Source organism: Marinobacter adhaerens HP15, assembly GCF_000166295.1.
In the GTDB taxonomy this organism is placed as follows: domain Bacteria; phylum Pseudomonadota; class Gammaproteobacteria; order Pseudomonadales; family Oleiphilaceae; genus Marinobacter; species Marinobacter adhaerens.
This window is the reverse complement of record NC_017506.1, coordinates 772,020-789,967: the sequence shown is the minus strand read 5'-3', so window position 1 is coordinate 789,967 and position 17,948 is coordinate 772,020. Positions and strand designations below refer to the sequence as shown.

Here is a 17,948-nt window from a genome sequence, read left to right as displayed (position 1 = left end):
CAACACCTGCGGGGGCTCTATCTCAGGTAATCCGGATCAGCAGAAGGGTATCAGGGCTTCATCACCAGATACAGTGCCCGACCCTGGCGCACCACCCGGACCGATACCGCCTTGCCCTCGGGCAGCGACTGAACAGCCTCGCGGAATTCCTGCACCGATGTCACCTTCTGGCGATTCATTTCCGTGATCACATCGCCCGCACGGATGCCCGCTTCGGAAGCCGCACCCCGCGCAACGTTATTGACCACAACGCCGCCTTCAATACCCATTGAGTCGGCCATGTCCGTAGGAAGCGGTTCGACCATCATGCCCAGGGGCGCAGAGCCGGGACCATCACTGTCACTGGCCGGTGCGGAAGCCTGCTGGCTTCCCTCCTCGGGAAGGCGACCGATTTCAACCTGAAGCTCGATTTCCTCGCCACCGCGAAGCACTCTCAGTTCGGCAGTTTCGCCAACCGGCGTGCGGCCAACCATGGGCGGCAAGTCAGAGGAAAGCTGCACCTCGTCGCCGTCATAGCTGAGGACGATATCCCCTGCCTGCAGGCCGGCTGCCTGCGCCGGCGAACCGGACATCACTTCGGCAATCAGTGCACCGCGGGGCCGCTTGAGGCCAAAGGATTCGGCCAGATCACGGTTCACTTCCTGAATCAGCACCCCGAGCCAGCCACGGGAGACAGAGCCGTTGTCGCGCAACTGACGGAAGACGTTCATCGCATCGTCAATCGGAATGGCAAAGGAGACCCCCATGAAACCGCCAGAGCGGGTGTAGATCTGGGAGTTGATACCGACCACTTCGCCCTCCAGGTTAAACAGAGGGCCGCCGGAGTTGCCCGGGTTGATCGCTACGTCTGTCTGAATGAAGGGCACGTAGTTTTCCGATGGCAGGGAGCGACCCAGGGCGCTGACGATTCCGGCCGTTACCGTGTAATCGAATCCAAACGGCGAGCCAATCGCAAACACCCACTCACCGACTTTCAGATCTCGGGACCGACCTACCTGAACGACAGGCAGATCATCGCCGTTTTCAATTTTCAGCACGGCCATATCGGAACGAGGGTCTGTTCCAACCAGCGTCGCGGGCAGCTCGCGCCGGTCATTCAGCCGCACGATGATCTCATCAGCTCCCTCGACCACGTGGTTATTGGTCAAGACATAACCGTCCGAGGAGACAATGAACCCGGAGCCCATGGAGCGGCGTGGCTGGGAGTTGCCAGGTCCACCTCCAAACGGAGACTGGGGGCCGCGGAAGAAATCCTGGAAAAACTCGGGAAGCTGTTCGAGCTGACGCTCATCAAACGGCATCCCGGGAGCGCCGGAATTGCGGCGCGTGGGCTCTGTGGTTGTACTGATGTTCACCACCGCACCGGCGTTATCTTCAACCAGCTCGGTAAAGTCAGGCAGGCTTCGGGCTGAACTCGCCTGACTCCAGCCCGCCAACACCATGGCGGACAGCAAAATCAGCAAAGCGGCCGGCATCCTTCCGGGTATGAAATTACGTGACGACTGGGCAACTGCTGTTGCACTCGACATGTTGTACCCCCTGTTGTGCTTACACCTAGGCGTAGTTTTGGGTTCGGCCCACCGATTTTCAACTTACAAAACCGTAGGGTTTACAGACAGTTTTCAGAGGCTATCCGGCTTACCCGGACCAGGCGGGGCTCATACTCCTTGCCGCCCGCGTCTTGCAGTTTGCGTCCTGCGAAAAAACCCAGAGCCAGGCCAGCGACAGCGGCCAGCATCGCAGCGCCGTCGCTACCACCGGACATCTGGTGCCCGAGGATACTTGCGACAACCATCAGGATCAGTGGGACGGCGTAGACCAGAATGGAAGCACCCAGCAACGCCTGCTCATCGATTCCGACGGTCACTTCATCTCCCACCCTGGCATTGACCGAGTTGGTCACCAGAATCTGGTTGGCGCGCCCGCCGGAGGCAGCCGCCAGGACTTTCTGACCACAACCATTACGGGCAGCACAACTCTGACAGGCGCTGGTTCGGATCGTCTGGACCCAGACCTTGTCGCCCTTGAGCGCGACCACTTTTCCAGTTTCAGTAATCAAGGCTCACCCGCACCCAGGGCCACTGAGTCTTCGATACGCACCGATTCGGCAACCTGGCGCGCAGTCTGCGGAGGCAGCTCACCCACGACGGTAACCAGAAAAGCGCTATCCCCTTCCGTCACCTGATGCATATAAACGGTGGTGGCGCCAATCAGGGAGGCGCCCGTCGGCATGCTAACCGGGCCAGCCGGCTCAACGAAGACCGAAAAAGCGGCCAGGCCATCGGAGAAGGCAACGGCCTGGCCCTTGCCGGAGCGGGGCGCCGCCGCAGGGACAAACCCTTCCGGGCGCCAGCCAAGCTGCCACCCATCCATACGCTGGACCACCGATGCCGTAGCAGCGGGCTCATCCAGCGTTCTGGAAATTTCCCGGCCCTCGGTGCGGATCTCGAATTCGCTATCGGGAATGTCCTCGCCGATGTGCAGGCTGGTGAACTGAAACTGCTCGAGCACTTCCCCCTCGGCATTACGAACGTGACTCTTGACCAGAAGACCGGTGGATTTCTCCAGCCAAAGCCGATGACTGTAGCGGTAGGGATCCTTGGCACTTAGCGCCACTGAAACCACGTCATACCCTGCAACCCGGTCCTCACCTTTCATTTCCGCCCGATACCAGTGGCTGACCGGCATCAGCTGACTGGTGAACGCTTCGGCGAACGGGCCTGAAGGAATCACCTGGTCAAGCTTGACGCGGCCTGTTTCAGGAAGCACGCAGACCACATTCATGCCTTTGCGAACAATTTCTCCACTGCCGCCGTCCTGCAGAACCAGTCGCTCCTCTACAACGCCATCATTGTAACGATGGGCAATCTGCATGGAGTGCACGCTCTCGCCCCGGGCGTATACGAACACACCGCGGTAGGACGTCATGTTCAGGGCCGGACCCAGCCTTTCAAGCCAGGCGGATGCCTCGTCTTCGTCCGCGGCAGCCGGCAGCGACCCAGCAAGCGCGAGCAAAAAACCCACGAGCATGGACAACGCACGGCTTGGGACAACATTAATGAAGACTTGAGGCATGATTAAACTCTCGCTCCGGGGTTCAGTAGCCGGCACCGTTGGCACTGACCAGACGGGCATAGCCGACGGCGCCCCGCCCGGCGCCAACACTGTTGTGCTGTGCGTGTTCCAGCAGGTAGCGACTCATATACTCCCACTGTTCCTCATCAAGACCCTGCAGGGCAATTTCCCTGACCGGCTGGTCCTGCACAGGCGTTTCTGGTGCGGCTGCGGTCACCGGCTGAACCGGCCCGGTCGCGGATGAATCCCAGCCGGCACCAGCACCGAACCCGACCAGCAGCGCCATGGCAACCATGGCGGCAGCCGGCCAGTGCCAGCGGCCGGACCTGGTGGCCTGTACGGCAGCTTCAGGCCTGACCGCGGTGGTGCCCCGCCCGTCAAGCCGTTCACGGACGCCCACACTGACGTCCATACCATGGGCCGGCGAGTGGCCGTCATGCATAAGGTCGCGAACATCCTGCCAACGCTGCCACTGCGCCCGAACCTCGTCCTGGCGATCGTGGGAAAGCAGGCGACGTACCGAAAGTTCGTCAGCTTCGTCGTCCATCATGGCGGACAGTGTTTCTCTGAGACGATCATCCATGGGATGCAACCTCAATTACGTCACCGAGTGATTGAGTAAAGGCCCGAGATGCCGATCAACCGCATCCCGGGCCCTGAATATTCTTGAACGGACAGTACCGATCGGGCACTCGAGGATACCCGCGATATCCTCATAGCTCAGTCCATCGTATTCCCTGAGCAGAAAGGCAGAGCGCAACTCCTCAGGAAGCTGGGCGATCGCCTTGTTCAATTCTTTCTGGAGCTGTTCCCGTTGCAGGAGCCGTTCAGGCGAAGCGGTGTCACGCAGCCGTGAACCGTCATCGAAATTCTCCGCTTCCGCCGAGTCGGCACTGCCCTGCGGCCGCCGGCCGCGGGATTCCAGGTAATTCTTCGCGGTATTGACGGCAATCCGGTACAGCCATGTATAGAAGGCGCTGTCCCCGCGGAAGCGCTCGATCGCCCTGAACGCCTTTACGAAGGTCTCCTGGGTCAGATCCATGACTTCCTGACTGTCGTAGACGTACCGACTGATAATTGATGCGACTCTGGATTGGTACTTGACCACCAGAAGATCGAAGGCGGCGCGATCACCATTACGGACCTTGCGCACCAGCTGCAGATCCGTCTGGCTGTCCGGGTGATCGCCCTGTTGTTTCTCTGTATCAGGAGTCATGGACTGGTTGCCGGGGTTCCCTGATTTGATGGCCAGCTGTCCGGCCTGTACCAAGTTTCGCTGCGTCATTGATGCTATCCGGCGTCCGTTCATGAAACGGGCTAGACCACCGGTCAGGCGGCTCACCCTGTCAGGCCAAATAGACAGCAAGCGTAAAGTTTAGTTCAATACACGTCCACATTATGGCCTGCGATAACGACCCGATGCCACAGTCCTTCGAATACGATGTTCTCATTATCGGCAGTGGTGCTGCCGGCCTCACCGTCGCGCTCAATCTGCCGGAGCACCTGAAGGTCTGCGTGGTGAGCAAGGCTCAGATCAGCAGCGGCGCCACGCTCTGGGCACAAGGCGGTATCGCCGCAGTTCTGGATGATCAGGATTCCACCGAAAACCACATCTCCGACACCCTCAATGCTGGCGCAGGCCTGTGCCATGAGGACGCCGTGCGGTTTACGGTCGAACATGGCAGGGAAAGCATCAACTGGCTGATCGATTCCGGTGTCGATTTTACGCGGGATCAGGACGCCCACTACCACCTGACCCGTGAAGGCGGCCACAGTCATCGGCGCATCATTCATGCAGCCGATGCCACGGGGCATGCGGTCTCAACCACCCTCACCTCCCAGGCAGAGGCACGACCAAACATAGAACTCATGTCTGGTCGGGTGGCTGTGGATCTGATCACCAATCGCAAACTGTCCCTGCCGGGAAACCGATGCGTCGGTGCCTACATCCTGAACCTTGAAGACAATCATGTAGAGCTGTTCCGGGCACGATTCACAGTGATTGCCACCGGCGGCGCCTCCAAGGCCTACCGCTACACAACCAATCCGGACGGCGCTTCCGGAGACGGGATTGCGATGGCCTGGCGGGCCGGTTGCCGGGTGGCAAACATGGAGTTCAACCAGTTTCACCCCACATGCCTTTATCACCCACACGCCAAATCCTTCCTGATCACGGAAGCCGTGCGGGGCGAGGGTGGCCTGCTGAAACTGCCGGATGGTTCCCGGTTTATGGATCGCTTTGACGAGCGTGGCGAGCTGGCGCCCCGCGATATCGTTGCCCGGGCCATTGACCACGAAATGAAACGACTGGGCGCTGATCATCTCTACCTGGACATCAGCCACAAACCCGCCGACTTTATAAAGCACCACTTCCCCACCATCTACGAGAAGTGTCTGGGCTTCGGTATCGATATTACCCGCGAGCCCATTCCCGTGGTTCCAGCCGCTCACTACACCTGTGGCGGAATCATGAGCGATGAACGTGCCCGAACCGATGTTAACCAGCTCTACGTGGTCGGCGAGGCTGCCTTCACCGGGCTCCATGGCGCCAACCGAATGGCCAGCAACTCCCTACTGGAATGTCTGGTTTATGGCCGTGCGGCTGCGGCGGATATTGCCCGCCGGGAAGCCGACATTCCGCCACCGCCAGAGGCACCAGACTGGGATGAAAGCCAGGTCCGGGATTCCGACGAAGACGTGGTAATCTCCCACAACTGGGACGAGCTTCGCCATTTCATGTGGGACTACGTCGGCATTGTGCGGACCACCAAGCGGCTGCAGCGGGCCAAGCACCGGGTGGATCTTTTGTCTGCGGAAATCGGCGAGTTCTACAGCAACTACCGTGTCACCAATGACCTGCTGGAACTTCGTAACCTGGTCACCGTGTCTGATCTCATCATATGTTCGGCACTGCAGCGCAGGGAAAGCCGAGGGCTGCACTACACTCTCGATTATCCGGGACTGATCAATGAGGTGCGTGATACCGTGCTGGTTCCCACCACCTACCGTACACTCGCGCCCTGAACGAACACCGTTTTTACACAGGATTCAATGGTAAACACTATGTCAGAGACACCTGCATCGTCTGAAAAAGCAGAATTCAACCGCCTCTGGTGGCATAGCCGTAGAGGCATGCTGGAGCTGGACAACCTTCTGATTCCCTTCATGGAAGAGGCCTTCCGCGATCTGGACGCTGAAGACCAGGCCCGCTACAAGAAACTGCTCACCTGCGAAGATAACGACATGTTTGAGTGGTTCATGCAACGCAGCCGCCCGGCCGATCCCGATCTTCAACGCATGGTCGACATCATTCTCAAACGTGTCCAGCCGGATTGAACTAACGCTAACGCCCTCCCTGCTGGTCGGCCTGCTTGCGGTGCTGCCATGGGTTTTGCTGCTGGCTTTCCTGGTGATGGCGCTGCTGGCAGGCAAATTCTGGCTTCTCGTTGCAATCCCCATTGCACTGTGGGGCGCTGCCCTGCAGTATCGGTCAAACGGGTTACTTCTGGGCTGTGGTTCCGTGAGTGGTCTCCTGATCGAACACGATAAAATGTATGCCAGAATCGGAGACAAGCAGAGGGTAGAGGTTATTCCACTTGCCTCCAGCCGGATCTGGTCAGGCCTGGCACTCTTGAAACTTCGGCCTGCCGGCACCAGATTCCGCTCATACACTTCACTCCTGCTGGCACCAGTACCCGGAAGCCCGGGCAATGTTCCGGCGGAGGATTTCCGTCGTCTCAGGGTCTGGCTCAGACTGGGCCGCCCCCGGCGATCATCTCACTGATTCAATAACCTGGAGTACGCCATGACCGACACAGACGCTTCTGTATCTGCCGTTGCAGAGTATCCCCTGCCGGACAACGGTTGGGCGGATCTCGACAACCGCGTGGTTGTATGCGTCAGCGGGCCGGGCACCGACAAGTTTCTTCAGGGCCAGTTCAGCCAGAACCTCGATGAGGTAATCCCGGAGTATTCGCCGCGCGCGGCCGCAGCAACGCCCAAGGGACGTGCCTACTGCCTCACACGTATGGTCCGTTCAGGCGACGATATCCTGATGGACTTTCCCGCCGAACTCGCTGACGACATCATCAGCCACTTGCGCAAATATCTGATGCTGTTTCGTGGAACCACCATGGAGGTGGTTCAGGAAACGAAGATTACAGGGATTCTGGGCAACGGCCTGGCAGAAACGCTCGCCGGAAAGCCACTGGATTCTCTGAAGGAGCCCGGGGACGCCTGCACGCTCCCTGACGGCATCCTCGTGAAAACGCAATCGACAGCCGAGGGCACGCCCCGCTTCGAGTTCTGGCACAATGAAGAGGGCGAAGCAGCACTTCCCGCCAGCGCCCGTATGTCGGCGGCCGACTGGCAGGCCTCCGAAATCGCAGCGGGCGTCGCCTCCCTGACTACCGCCACACAAGAGTCCTTCGTGCCTCAGATGCTGAACTGGCAGCATGTGGGCGGCGTGCATTTCAAGAAAGGCTGCTACACGGGTCAGGAAGTGATTGCCCGCATGCACTTCCTCGGGCAATTGAAAAAGAGCCTTTTCCGCTTCCGTATTGAACAGTCAGAAGACCTGCCAACCCCCGGAACCGCATTGTTTGCCGGCGAGCGGTCAGTTGGAGAAGTGGTCAACGCGATCAAATACCGCGACGGCAGCGTTGAATTACTTGCGGTAGTTCGCCACGATGCCGCTGAAAACGCCTTGCATCCGGAGGGCCTGTCAGAGGTGACGCTGGAGCCAATGCCACTGCCCTACCCGGTGCCCGAAAGGGAAAAAAGCGCACAATCAGATACATAAGTTGACAGGCAAACGCGCCAGAATTTGCTATTTTGCTATGTAATAGCTCAAATGTTTGATTGTTCCGGCAGGGCCATCAGCCGGAACCTACACGCGGACCTCTACTGACCATGTCGAATATTGTCGAAACCATCAAAGCCGATCTCAACGCTGCCATCGAAAACGATAAGCTGGTGCTGCCCACCCTTCCGGAGGTGGCCCTTCAGGTCAGAGATATTGCGCAATCCGAGGATTCTTCAATCGCCGATCTGGTCAAGGTCATCAGCAATGACACGGCGCTTTCCGCACGCATCATCCGGGTAACCAACAGCCCGCTGTTTCGCGGCAGTCGCGCCATCGAGAACCTGAACATGGCGGTCAGCCGACTGGGCATGGCCTACACCAGCAACCTGGCCATGGGCCTGGCCATGGAGCAGATGTTCCAGGCCACGTCCGACATGATCGACAAGCGCATGCGCGCTACCTGGCAGACCAGTACCGAAGTCGCGGGCGTGTGCCATGTTCTGGCGCAACACTACACGAAACTCAAGCCCGACCAGGCTACCCTTGCAGGTCTGGTGCATCTGATCGGTGTTCTACCCATCCTGCGTTATGTGGAAGATCAGGATATCCAGATCAGCAGTATCATGCTGGATAACGTGGTCGATGAGCTGCATCCCAAGATCGGGGCGACCATCCTCAAGAAGTGGGATTTCCCGAAAGAGCTCCAGAACGTTCCCCTGGAATACGCCAACTTCAACCGGGAAGTTCCGACGGCCGACTATGCGGATCTGGTGATGGTGGCCAATCTGCAGCTGGTTGCGGGGTCAGAGCACCCCTGGAATGAAATGGACTGGACGAAGATTTCGGCGTTTGATCGTCTTGGGTTGGATCCAAATATCGACATGAGCGAGGAAGAGGATCTGAACGCCCAGATGGAAGCGGCTATGGCGCTGCTTCAGTAATTTTTTGCCTCTGGGAGTTTGGCCGCCCGTCTTCAGGATGGGGTCAGGCTCCCAAAACACGCTGTGAATACTTCCCTGTACGCTCGGCTCCGCCATCCATGGCTCCGCACGGTTTTGGGAGCCTGACCCCATCCCGAAGACTACTTGCGGGCATGCCCTCAGCTCTTCTTGTATCTCTCGATCAGCTCAGCTTTGCTTGGCAACGCCCAGTTAACGGTGGGCTTTCCCTGCTGCTCCAGCCAGTCGTTGGCCTTTGAGAAATGCTTGCAGCCGAAGAAGCCCCGGTAAGCGCTCAGTGGCGAGGGGTGGGGGCCGTCGAGGACCAGATGTTTGTTGCGGTCGATGTGCTGGCCTTTCTTTTTGGCGTAGCTGCCCCATAACAGAAATACCACGCCTTCCCGCTCGCGGTTGACGGTTTCGATGACTTTGTCGGTGAAGGTTTCCCAGCCTTTACCCTGGTGGGCGCCGGCCTGGCCCTGAACGACGGTGAGGACGCTGTTGAGCAGCAATACGCCCTGCTCTGCCCAGGGCTGCAGGCAGCCGTGGTCGGGGGGAGCGATGCCAAGGTCGTCCTGGATTTCCTTGAAGATGTTTACCAGAGACGGCGGGATGGCCACGTTCGGGCGTACGGAGAAGCACAGGCCGTGGGCCTGGCCGGGGCCGTGGTACGGGTCTTGTCCGAGAATAACGACTCTTACGTTATCCAGGGGCGTGCTGTTGAGGGCGTTGAAGCAGTGTTGGCTCGCGGGGAACAGGACTTTGCCGGCCTGTTCCTCGGCGGCGAGGAATTCCGCCAGGCCCTGCATGTAGGGCTGGCGAAACTCTTCCGCGAGATGATCTTTCCAGCCCCGGTCGGGCCTGAGCTGGCTGGCCAGTACCTCAACCGGGCTCATGGATCAGTCCTCGTCTTTCCGGCTTTCCGCCTTGTGCTCCGGGCGCATGGCCGGGAACAGGATAACGTCGCGAATTGACGGCGAATTGGTCAGCAGCATGGCCAGGCGGTCGATACCGATACCTTCGCCCGCTGTAGGCGGCAGGCCGTATTCCAGGGCCATCACGTAGTCCTCGTCATAGAACATCGCCTCGTCGTCACCGGCGTCTTTCTCGGCCACCTGGGCCTGGAAGCGTTCCGCCTGGTCTTCGGCATCATTCAGCTCCGAGAAGCCGTTGGCGATTTCGCGCCCGCCCACGAAGAACTCGAAGCGCTCGGTGACGAACGGGTTGCTGTCTTTGCAGCGCGCCAGGGGCGACACTTCTTTTGGATACTCGGTGATAAACGTCGGCTGCATCAGGCGATGCTCGGCGGTTGCCTCAAAGATCTCGATCTGCACCTTGCCCAGGCCCCAACCTTCCTTGAGGTGAATACCCAGATCTTTGGCGACCTGACGGGCACTGGCGTCATCCGCCAGCTGCTCGGGCTTGATATCCGGGTTGTAGCGCAGGATGGCATCGACCACGGTCAGGCGCTCGAAGGTTTTGCCGAAATCGTACTCAACAGTCTCTTCGCTGCCATCCGCCAGGGTTCGGCTGTTCACCACGGTGGTCGTGCCCAGCACTTTCTGAGTAATGGTGCGCAGCATGTCCTCGGTAAGATCCATCAGGTCGTTGTAGTCAGCGTATGCCTGATAAAACTCCACCATGGTGAACTCTGGATTATGACGGGTGGAAAGCCCCTCGTTCCGGAAGTTCCGGTTGATCTCGAACACCCGCTCAAAGCCGCCAACGACAAGGCGCTTCAGGAACAATTCCGGGGCAATACGCAGGTACATGTCGATACCCAGCGCGTTATGGTGGGTCACGAAGGGCCGCGCCGTGGCGCCGCCAGGAATCACCTGCAGCATCGGGGTTTCAACTTCCATGAAGTCCCGGTCGGTGAAGTACTGACGCATGGCGCTGATGATCTTCGAGCGCGCATAGAACACCCGACGGCTGTCCTCGTTGACCATCAGATCGACGTAGCGGTGGCGGTAACGGGCTTCCGTATCGGTCAGGCCCTTGTGCTTTTCAGGCAACGGGCGCAGGGACTTGGTGAGCAACACGTACTCGTCCATGGTCACGTAAAGATCGCCCTTGCCTGATTTGGACAGGGTGCCTCGCACGCCCACGATGTCCCCCAGATCCCAGTGCTTGGTGTCTTTCTGGACATCCTTGGACGCGTAGATCTGGATCCGGCCAGTCATGTCCTGGACCACCTTGAATGCCTTGCGATCGAGCATCATGCGGCCGGCAATGGCCACCTTGATACCGAGGGACTCCAGCTCTTCCTTGGTTTTTTCACCGTATTTCGCCTGCAGTTCGGCGGCGGTGGCGTCACGACGAAAGTCGTTCGGGAAGGCGTTGCCCTGGTCGCGCATTTCTGACAGTTTGGCGCGGCGCTCGGCAATCAGCTTGTTGTCCTCATGCGGTGCGGCATTCTGAGTTTGATCAGTCATTTTGGCTCACTAGGAATCGGGTTGTCCGGGTTAGCGTGGCAAAGGCGCTGGTTACAGCGCCATCTTCAGGCTGGCTTCGATGAACTTGTCAATGTCACCGTCCAGCACCGACTGGGTATTACTGGTTTCTACCTTGGTGCGCAGGTCCTTGATACGGCTGTCGTCCAGAACGTAGGAACGGATCTGGCTGCCCCAACCGATGTCGGCCTTGGCGTCCTCGGCTTTCTGTTTCTCGGCGTTGCGCTCCTGCATCTCACGCTCAAACAGCTTCGCCTTGAGCTGTTTCATGGCCTGGTCCTTGTTCTGGTGCTGGCTTCGACCAGCCTGACAGGCCACGACAATACCGGTGGGATTGTGAGTCAGACGCACCGCCGACTCGGTCCGGTTAACGTGCTGACCACCAGCGCCGGAGGCACGGTAAACATCCACCCGAAGGTCCGCCGGATTGATTTCAATTTCGAAGCTGTCATCCACTTCCGGTGACACAAACACGGAAGAGAAAGACGTGTGCCGACGGTTGCCGGAATCGAACGGTGACTTGCGCACCAGACGGTGAACGCCGGTTTCGGTACGCAGCCAACCATAGGCATAATCGCCCTGGATGTGAATGGTGGCACTCTTGATGCCCGCCACTTCGCCCTCCATCAGTTCGACTATCTCGGCCTTGAAGCCGCGGCGCTCGGCCCAGCGCAGATACATGCGCAGAAGCATGTTGGCCCAGTCCTGGGCTTCGGTGCCACCAGAACCGGCCTGTATGTCGAGATAGGCGTTGTTGGCGTCCATTTCGCCGGAGAACATGCGGCGGAATTCAAGCTTCTCGAGCTCTTTATCAAGACCCTCAAGATCTGACTCGATCTCGGCAACGGTGCCCTCGTCCTCTTCTTCTGCGGCAATATCCAGCAGGCCCTCGGCGTCTTCCAGGCCGGAGGTGAGGTTGTCGATGGTCTTGACGATCAGTTCAAGGTCGGCGCGCTCTTTGCCCAGAGCCTGTGCCCGCTCCGGGTCGTCCCAGACGCTTGGCTGCTCCAGTTCGCGCTCAACTTCGATCAGTCGTTCACTACGCTGATCGTAGTCAAAGATACCCCCTGAGCGCTTCAGTGCGCTCACGAAGCTCTTTAATCTTCGTCACAATGGGATTGATTTCCATGAAACCCTTACTCGCTCTAGAAAATGGAGAGTAAAAACAGAGGCGGGATTCTACCGGAAATCGGTTTGTAAATCAGCCTGCGGGTTTCCGTGAATCAGGCAAGAGGCTCGAGGTAATCCACCAGAAGCTGGAGATTGGTGCGCCCCCGGAAGGTATTGGCATCCGGCTTGTAAACCACCCGAGCACCGGTACGGGTGTAGTCGGGCACTTCCGGGCCGGTATTAAAGGCAATACCGTCGATGATCCCGCCGCCTTCGACAGGTTGCAACACCAATTTCAGATGGTTTTCGCCGACTATCCGCTGGCTGACCACCCGGAACTCGCCGTCGAACAGTGGCTCCGGGAAATGCTGCCCCCAGGGGCCGGCGCGTTTGAGCAGCGCGGCGGTGTCCAACGACAGTTCACTTGCGCCCAGAGGCCCATCGGTTGTGATCGCCGCCTCCAGGTCCTCGGCCGAGAGGGTGTCTCGAACGGCGCGATCGAAGGCCTCGGAAAAGGCATCCAGATCATCCCTGGCGAGGGTCATGCCCGCAGCCATCGCGTGACCGCCAAACTTTTTCATGATCCCCGGATGACGTGAGTCGACCACGGCAAGCACATCCCGGATATGAAGCCCGGGAATGGAGCGAGCAGAACCTTTGATGTCTACGCCGTTTTCGTCCGGCGCAAAGGCAATGGTCGGTCTATGGGTCTGCTCACGGATACGGGCAGCCAGGATTCCGATAACGCCCTGGTGCCAATCGGTATCGAAAAGCGCAAGCCCCCAGGGCAGTCCATCCAGGTCCAGCGACATTGAAGACAGCAGATCCTGGGCCTGGGCTTTCATGTCTTTTTCTATGGTGCGGCGTTCACGATTGAAGGTGTCCAATTCCCGGGCCAGTCGGCGAGCCTCGTCCGGACTGTCTGCCAGCAGGCAGGCAATCCCGATACTCATGTCATCAAGCCGGCCCGCAGCATTCAGGCGAGGACCAACCACAAATCCGAGGTCGGTTGAGCTGATCGCCGTGTGGTCCCGACCCGCGACTTCCAGCAGCGCCAGGATACCGGGGCGGGCCTCACCCTGACGTATACGGCGCAGGCCCTGCTCAACGAAGATCCGGTTGTTGTGGTCCAGAGGCACAACATCAGCCACGGTGCCGAGCGCCACCAGATCCAGCAGGCACCCCAGGTTAGGCTCGGGATCAGGCAGGCGATTGGTTTCCCGGAGCTGCTTGCGCAACGCTGTGAGCACGTAAAACATGACGCCAACACCGGCCGCGTTCTTGCTCAGGAAAGGACAACCCGGCTGGTTTGGATTGACGATGGCATCGGCATCCGGAAGCTCTTCGCCGGCCAGGTGGTGATCGGTCACCATCACTTTCACGCCAAGTTCCTTGGCCGCTCGAACACCTTCAACCGCGGATATGCCGTTATCAACGGTGACCATCAGGTCTGGGAGCTGACCCTCGTCGCGCAGGCGTTCAATAATACCCGGCGTCAGGCCGTAGCCATCGGCAAACCGGCTGGGAACGCGAAAGTCGATACTCTGCAGACCCAGCATGGAGAGTCCAAGCATGGCAACGGCTGTACTGGTAGCACCATCGGCGTCGAAATCGCCGAGCACAAGCACCCGCTGCTGCTGATCGATAGCCTCGGCAAGAAGCTCAACGGCCCGGTCAATACCCCTCAGAGACAGGGGTGAAGCCAGGTGTTTCAGGGTGTAGCTCAGCTGCTCATCGGAGGTAACGCCACGGGCAGCGTAGAGGCGGCGAAGCAAGGGAGGCAGGTTTTGCCCCCAATCCGGAAAGGTATCGGGCTGGGGGCGACGCAGGATCTTTTTTGGTGTCATACCCGATCAGGCGTTTTTCCAGTGCTTGGCAATGAATGCCTGCACACCGTCGATATTGTTATCCAATACGGTATACCGCTCTTCCCGCTCGAACAGGTCGGCCATATGCGCCGGCAGCGGCGGCTCTACACTGACGCCAGACTCTGCCACGGCATCCGGGAACTTGGCCGGGTGTGCGGTACCCAGGGTAATCATTGGCACCGCCTGATCACGGCGGCAGTTGCGCGCTGCACGGACGCCGATGGCGGTGTGAGGATCCAGCAGATACTCGTTCTGCTCGTAGATCTCACGAATGGTGTCGCAGGTGGCCTTGTCGTCCACCGCATCGCTGTCAAAAAGCTTGCGCGCATGCTTCCAGCGATAGTCCTCGATACTGACGGGCCCCTTCGCAGCGTTTTCCAGCAGGGTTTTAACCGCCAGCCCGTCCCGGCCGTGGAGATCAAAGAGCAGGCGCTCAAAATTGCTGGACACCATGATATCCATACTCGGAGACAGGGTGTGTTCCAGTTGGTGCTGCTCGTATTTGTTACCACTCATGAAGCGATGCAGGATATCGTTACGGTTGGTGGCAATGACCAGCTGGGAGATTGGCAGCCCCATCTTCTTGGCAAGGTAGCCGGCAAAGATATCGCCGAAGTTCCCGGTGGGCACAGAAAACGCCATGCTCCGATCCGGACCGCCCAGTGCCAGGGAGGCATGGAAGTAGTAGACGATCTGGGCCATGATCCGGGCCCAGTTGATGGAGTTGACAGCTGCCAGCTGGGTTTTGCCACCCAGGAACGACTGGTTGCCGAAACTCTCCTTCACCATGCGCTGACAGTCGTCGAAGTTGCCACGCACTGCAATGTTGTGGATGTTTTCACCCTGGACGGTGGTCATCTGACGGCGCTGAACCTCTGACACCCGCTGATAGGGGTGCAGAATGAAAATATCCACGTGCTCGCACCGGCGACAACCCTCAATGGCAGCCGAGCCGGTGTCACCGGAGGTCGCTCCCATGATAACCACGTGCTGCTTGCGCTTCTCCAGAACATAGTCGAGGAGACGCCCTAACAGCTGGAGGGCGAAATCCTTGAACGCCAGCGTCGGGCCGCGGAAAAGCTCCATCACCCACTCGTTGGTATCCAGCTGAACCAGTGGGGCCACGGCCTTGTGGGCGAAAACCGAGTAGGTCTCGTCCAGCATCTTGCGGAAATCATCCGCAGGGATAGCGTCATCCACGAACGGGTACATTACGTTGAACGCCAGCTCACTGTACGAAAGCCCGCGCCAGCTCCGGATTTCTTCCAGATCAAAATGTGGCAGGGATTCAGGAACATAGAGGCCGCCGTCTGTCGCCAGACCGGTCAGCAGAACATCCTCAAAGCCCAGTGCGGGCGCTTCACCCCGCGTACTGATGTATCTCACGTTCGTACCTGTCAGTTGAAGTTTTCAGCGCGGATGCGGACAACATGGCCATCGGTGTCGGACAGAGCTTCCAACTCTTCGATCGCACGGTTGATCTGGCGCTCCTGAACGGTGTGGGTCAGGATGATCACCGGAATACGTCCGTCCTTCAGCTCGGATTCCTTCTGCATGATCGACTCGATATTGATGCCATGCTCACTCAGAATGGAGGCAATCTTGGCCAGCACACCCGGACGATCCAGAGCGGTAATGCGCAGGTAGTAGGCAGACTGGATGTCCTCCATGGACAGCACATCCAGGTCTTCCATGGCGTCCGGTGAGAAGCCAAGGTAGGGCACACGCAGCTTGCTTTCGGTCGCCACGGCACGAGCCACATCGACGATATCGGCAATAACAGCCGACCCGGTTGCCTCATCCCCTGCTCCGGGACCGTAATACATGGTCTGGCCAACGGCATCGCCATCCACCAGGACCGCGTTCAGGACACCATCAACCTGGGCAATCAGATGACTCTGGGGCACCAGGGTCGGATGCACACGCAGCTCGATGCCATCATCGCGGCGACGGGCAATGCCGAGGTGCTTGATGCGATAACCCAGCAATTCGGCGTGAGCAATGTCATAAGGCGTAATCTTCGAAATGCCTTCGGTGAAGCCTTTCTCGAACTGGAGAGGCACGCCAAACCCGGCCGATGCCAGTATGGTCAGCTTGTGGGCGGCATCAATGCCTTCCACATCAAAGGTCGGGTCTGCTTCAGCGTACCCAAGATCTTGGGCTTCTTTGAGAACCTCGGAAAATTCCCGACCGGCACGCATTTCGGTCAGGATGTAGTTCCCGGTGCCGTTGATGATGCCGGCAATCCAGTCAATGCGGTTTGCCGCCATACCCTCACGAACAGCCTTGATGACCGGGATACCGCCGGCGACACCCGCCTCGTAAGCCACCACAACACCAGCCTTCTCGGCCGCCTCGAAGATTTCGTTGCCGTGGACGGCAATCAGGGCCTTGTTCGCGGTAACCACGTGCTTGCCGTTGCGGATTGCCGCCAGCACCAGCTCTTTGGCCGCATCATAACCACCGATGAGCTCGACCACGATATCCACGTCGGGATCGTTCACCACGTCGTAAATGTCGGTGCTGAAGGGCACATCGCCGAGGTCCATATCCTCGCGGGCCCGGCGACTGGCAACCCGGGTAATCCGGATATTGCATCCGGCCCGACCGGCAATCAGCCTGGCGTTGCGGGTCAAGACATTAAAGGTACCGCCGCCGACGGTTCCCAATCCGCAGATTCCGACACTGACGTCTTTCAAACTCTCACCTCTGATCCCGAAGGGGTGCTGATGAATTATATTAGGCGGGCATAGTATACCGATTCAGGCCTCACTGAATAAGCCCTGAATCGGATCCTTCGAAAATACCGTGTAACGCATCCCGTACGATAGGTGCGCCAGGATTTCAGAGTAACCCGAGGCCTTCCGCCAGACGCTGGGCCGGGACATAGCCACGAACCATGTTGCCATCTTCCAGAACAATGGCAGGTGTCCCTGTGACCCCTACCCGGCCACCAAGCTCATACTGCTCGCCCACCGGATTTTCGCAACTGGCGTCGGGTACTGAGCGGCCGGCCTTGGCTGCGTCCATGGCCGCCTGCTGATCGTCAGCACACCAGACCGACTCATACTTCTTGAAAGACGCTGTATTGGGGCCGGATCGTGGAAACGCGTAGTAATTGACGGTAATGCCATAGTCATTCAACTGCGGCACCTCGTCATGCAGCTTCCGGCAGTAAGGGCAGTCGATATCAGTAAACACGTTTACCACGGCCTTTTCGTTTTTCGCCGGGAAGCTGATAACTCCCTTGTTACCATAGTCCGCCATCATTTCGCGACGGGCCTCCGTGCGGGCGGCTTCGGTGACATTGGCAATGCCCTGATCGGTAATCTTGAGAAGATCTCCCGTCATCAGGTACTGGCCATCCTCGGTCGCGTAGATGGTGTCGCCATTATTGCTCTGAACCTCATAGAGGCCCTTGGCTTCGGATTCTTTTACCGACACCACCTTGAGGCCGGGGACAGCCTGGGTCAGACGCTCGGAAATCCGGTCTTCCACTTCACCGGCACTGACGCTGGCCGCGCCAAAGGCACCCAGGACAACTCCAAGCGCCACAACCACATGTTTCATATTCATTCTGGCAAACAACCTTTTCCAGTAAGCAGTTAAACAACCCGGGCAGTATTGGCACAGGCCGGGAATCAATTCAATGCGACAAATACACAAAAAGAAAGTTCACCCCCAATCGCGGAACCGCCCC

17 protein-coding genes are annotated in these 17,948 nt (G+C 58.7%); 5 read left to right on the top strand and 12 right to left on the bottom strand.

The window, feature by feature from the left end; genetic code table 11:
- Window positions 1-50: 50 nt before the first annotated feature.
- The 5 genes from HP15_RS03910 to rpoE form a co-directional block, all read right to left on the bottom strand.
- Window positions 51-1,475 (bottom strand): DegQ family serine endoprotease, encoded by a 1,425-nt coding sequence (locus tag HP15_RS03910; RefSeq protein WP_014576283.1) that lies wholly within the window; start codon window positions 1,473-1,475, stop codon window positions 51-53.
- 134 nt (window positions 1,476-1,609) lie between these two features.
- Window positions 1,610-2,059 (bottom strand): SoxR reducing system RseC family protein, encoded by a 450-nt coding sequence (locus HP15_RS03905; RefSeq protein ID WP_014576282.1) that lies wholly within the window; start codon window positions 2,057-2,059, stop codon window positions 1,610-1,612.
- Entirely contained in the window at window positions 2,056-3,030 is a 975-nt protein-coding gene (locus HP15_RS03900; RefSeq protein ID WP_014576281.1) for a MucB/RseB C-terminal domain-containing protein, read from the bottom strand. Before HP15_RS03900 ends, HP15_RS03905 begins: the two co-directional genes overlap by 4 nt.
- Before the next feature lie 67 nt (window positions 3,031-3,097).
- Window positions 3,098-3,658, bottom strand: a complete 561-nt coding sequence (locus HP15_RS03895; RefSeq protein WP_008176205.1) for a sigma-E factor negative regulatory protein — start codon at window positions 3,656-3,658, stop codon at window positions 3,098-3,100.
- Between the two features lie 15 nt (window positions 3,659-3,673).
- On the bottom strand, window positions 3,674-4,360 hold the full coding sequence (rpoE, locus tag HP15_RS03890; protein ID WP_008176207.1) for an RNA polymerase sigma factor RpoE: 687 nt from the start codon (window positions 4,358-4,360) through the stop codon (window positions 3,674-3,676).
- A 134-nt stretch (window positions 4,361-4,494) separates the two neighbouring features.
- Between rpoE and nadB the strand changes: the two genes are divergently transcribed.
- The 5 genes from nadB (at window position 4,495) to HP15_RS03865 (ending at window position 8,820) form a co-directional block, all read left to right on the top strand.
- Window positions 4,495-6,099, top strand: a complete 1,605-nt coding sequence (gene nadB / locus HP15_RS03885; protein ID WP_008176209.1) for an L-aspartate oxidase — start codon at window positions 4,495-4,497, stop codon at window positions 6,097-6,099.
- Window positions 6,100-6,138: 39 nt separating this feature from the next.
- On the top strand, window positions 6,139-6,411 hold the full coding sequence (locus HP15_RS03880; RefSeq protein WP_014576278.1) for an FAD assembly factor SdhE: 273 nt from the start codon (window positions 6,139-6,141) through the stop codon (window positions 6,409-6,411).
- Window positions 6,395-6,859 (top strand): hypothetical protein, encoded by a 465-nt coding sequence (locus tag HP15_RS03875; RefSeq protein WP_014576277.1) that lies wholly within the window; start codon window positions 6,395-6,397, stop codon window positions 6,857-6,859. The genes HP15_RS03880 and HP15_RS03875 overlap by 17 nt, the downstream gene beginning before the upstream one ends.
- Window positions 6,860-6,880: 21 nt before the next feature.
- Window positions 6,881-7,876, top strand: a complete 996-nt coding sequence (gene ygfZ / locus HP15_RS03870) for a CAF17-like 4Fe-4S cluster assembly/insertion protein YgfZ (RefSeq protein WP_014576276.1) — start codon at window positions 6,881-6,883, stop codon at window positions 7,874-7,876.
- A 110-nt stretch (window positions 7,877-7,986) separates the two neighbouring features.
- Entirely contained in the window at window positions 7,987-8,820 is an 834-nt protein-coding gene (locus HP15_RS03865) for an HDOD domain-containing protein (RefSeq protein ID WP_014576275.1), read from the top strand.
- A gap of 158 nt (window positions 8,821-8,978) precedes the next feature.
- Here HP15_RS03865 and ung read toward each other — a convergent pair whose 3' ends face one another.
- From ung to HP15_RS03830, 7 genes are all read right to left on the bottom strand, one after another.
- Window positions 8,979-9,713 (bottom strand): uracil-DNA glycosylase, encoded by a 735-nt coding sequence (gene ung / locus HP15_RS03860; RefSeq protein ID WP_014576274.1) that lies wholly within the window; start codon window positions 9,711-9,713, stop codon window positions 8,979-8,981.
- A gap of 3 nt (window positions 9,714-9,716) precedes the next feature.
- Window positions 9,717-11,252 carry a lysine--tRNA ligase gene (gene lysS / locus HP15_RS03855; protein ID WP_014576273.1) on the bottom strand — a complete coding sequence of 512 codons (1,536 nt, stop codon included), beginning with the start codon at window positions 11,250-11,252 and terminating at the stop codon, window positions 9,717-9,719.
- Between the two features lie 51 nt (window positions 11,253-11,303).
- Window positions 11,304-12,399, bottom strand: a protein-coding gene (gene prfB, locus HP15_RS03850; RefSeq protein WP_099045589.1) for a peptide chain release factor 2 whose coding sequence is annotated in 2 segments (ribosomal slippage) — window positions 11,304-12,326 and window positions 12,328-12,399 — 1,095 coding nt in all. Because the reading frame shifts where the segments join, the coding sequence is not laid out codon by codon here.
- Between the two features lie 94 nt (window positions 12,400-12,493).
- Window positions 12,494-14,227 carry a single-stranded-DNA-specific exonuclease RecJ gene (recJ, locus tag HP15_RS03845; protein WP_014576271.1) on the bottom strand — a complete coding sequence of 578 codons (1,734 nt, stop codon included), beginning with the start codon at window positions 14,225-14,227 and terminating at the stop codon, window positions 12,494-12,496.
- 6 nt (window positions 14,228-14,233) lie between these two features.
- Window positions 14,234-15,634, bottom strand: coding sequence for a threonine synthase (gene thrC / locus HP15_RS03840; RefSeq protein ID WP_014576270.1), 1,401 nt, complete (start codon window positions 15,632-15,634; stop codon window positions 14,234-14,236).
- Between the two features lie 11 nt (window positions 15,635-15,645).
- Complete coding sequence (locus HP15_RS03835; protein ID WP_014576269.1) at window positions 15,646-16,947, bottom strand: homoserine dehydrogenase; 1,302 nt, start codon at window positions 16,945-16,947, stop codon at window positions 15,646-15,648.
- A 145-nt stretch (window positions 16,948-17,092) separates the two neighbouring features.
- Window positions 17,093-17,824 (bottom strand): DsbC family protein, encoded by a 732-nt coding sequence (locus HP15_RS03830; RefSeq protein WP_041645008.1) that lies wholly within the window; start codon window positions 17,822-17,824, stop codon window positions 17,093-17,095.
- Window positions 17,825-17,948 lie beyond the last annotated feature (124 nt).

Excerpts from the sequence above, each read along its gene's own strand:
- HP15_RS03910 (WP_014576283.1), bottom strand. The coding sequence starts at position 1,475 with ATGCCGGCCGCTTTGCTGATTTTGCTGTCCGCCATGGTGTTGGCGGGC.
- ygfZ (WP_014576276.1), top strand. The coding sequence starts at position 6,881 with ATGACCGACACAGACGCTTCTGTATCTGCCGTTGCAGAGTATCCCCTG.
- nadB (WP_008176209.1), top strand. The coding sequence starts at position 4,495 with ATGCCACAGTCCTTCGAATACGATGTTCTCATTATCGGCAGTGGTGCT.
- HP15_RS03895 (WP_008176205.1), bottom strand. The coding sequence starts at position 3,658 with ATGGATGATCGTCTCAGAGAAACACTGTCCGCCATGATGGACGACGAA.
- HP15_RS03865 (WP_014576275.1), top strand. The coding sequence starts at position 7,987 with ATGTCGAATATTGTCGAAACCATCAAAGCCGATCTCAACGCTGCCATC.
- recJ (WP_014576271.1), bottom strand. The coding sequence starts at position 14,227 with ATGACACCAAAAAAGATCCTGCGTCGCCCCCAGCCCGATACCTTTCCG.
- ung (WP_014576274.1), bottom strand. The coding sequence starts at position 9,713 with ATGAGCCCGGTTGAGGTACTGGCCAGCCAGCTCAGGCCCGACCGGGGC.
- HP15_RS03900 (WP_014576281.1), bottom strand. The coding sequence starts at position 3,030 with ATGCTCGTGGGTTTTTTGCTCGCGCTTGCTGGGTCGCTGCCGGCTGCC.
- HP15_RS03880 (WP_014576278.1), top strand. The coding sequence starts at position 6,139 with ATGTCAGAGACACCTGCATCGTCTGAAAAAGCAGAATTCAACCGCCTC.
- HP15_RS03830 (WP_041645008.1), bottom strand. The coding sequence starts at position 17,824 with ATGAATATGAAACATGTGGTTGTGGCGCTTGGAGTTGTCCTGGGTGCC.
- lysS (WP_014576273.1), bottom strand. The coding sequence starts at position 11,252 with ATGACTGATCAAACTCAGAATGCCGCACCGCATGAGGACAACAAGCTG.
- rpoE (WP_008176207.1), bottom strand. The coding sequence starts at position 4,360 with ATGACGCAGCGAAACTTGGTACAGGCCGGACAGCTGGCCATCAAATCA.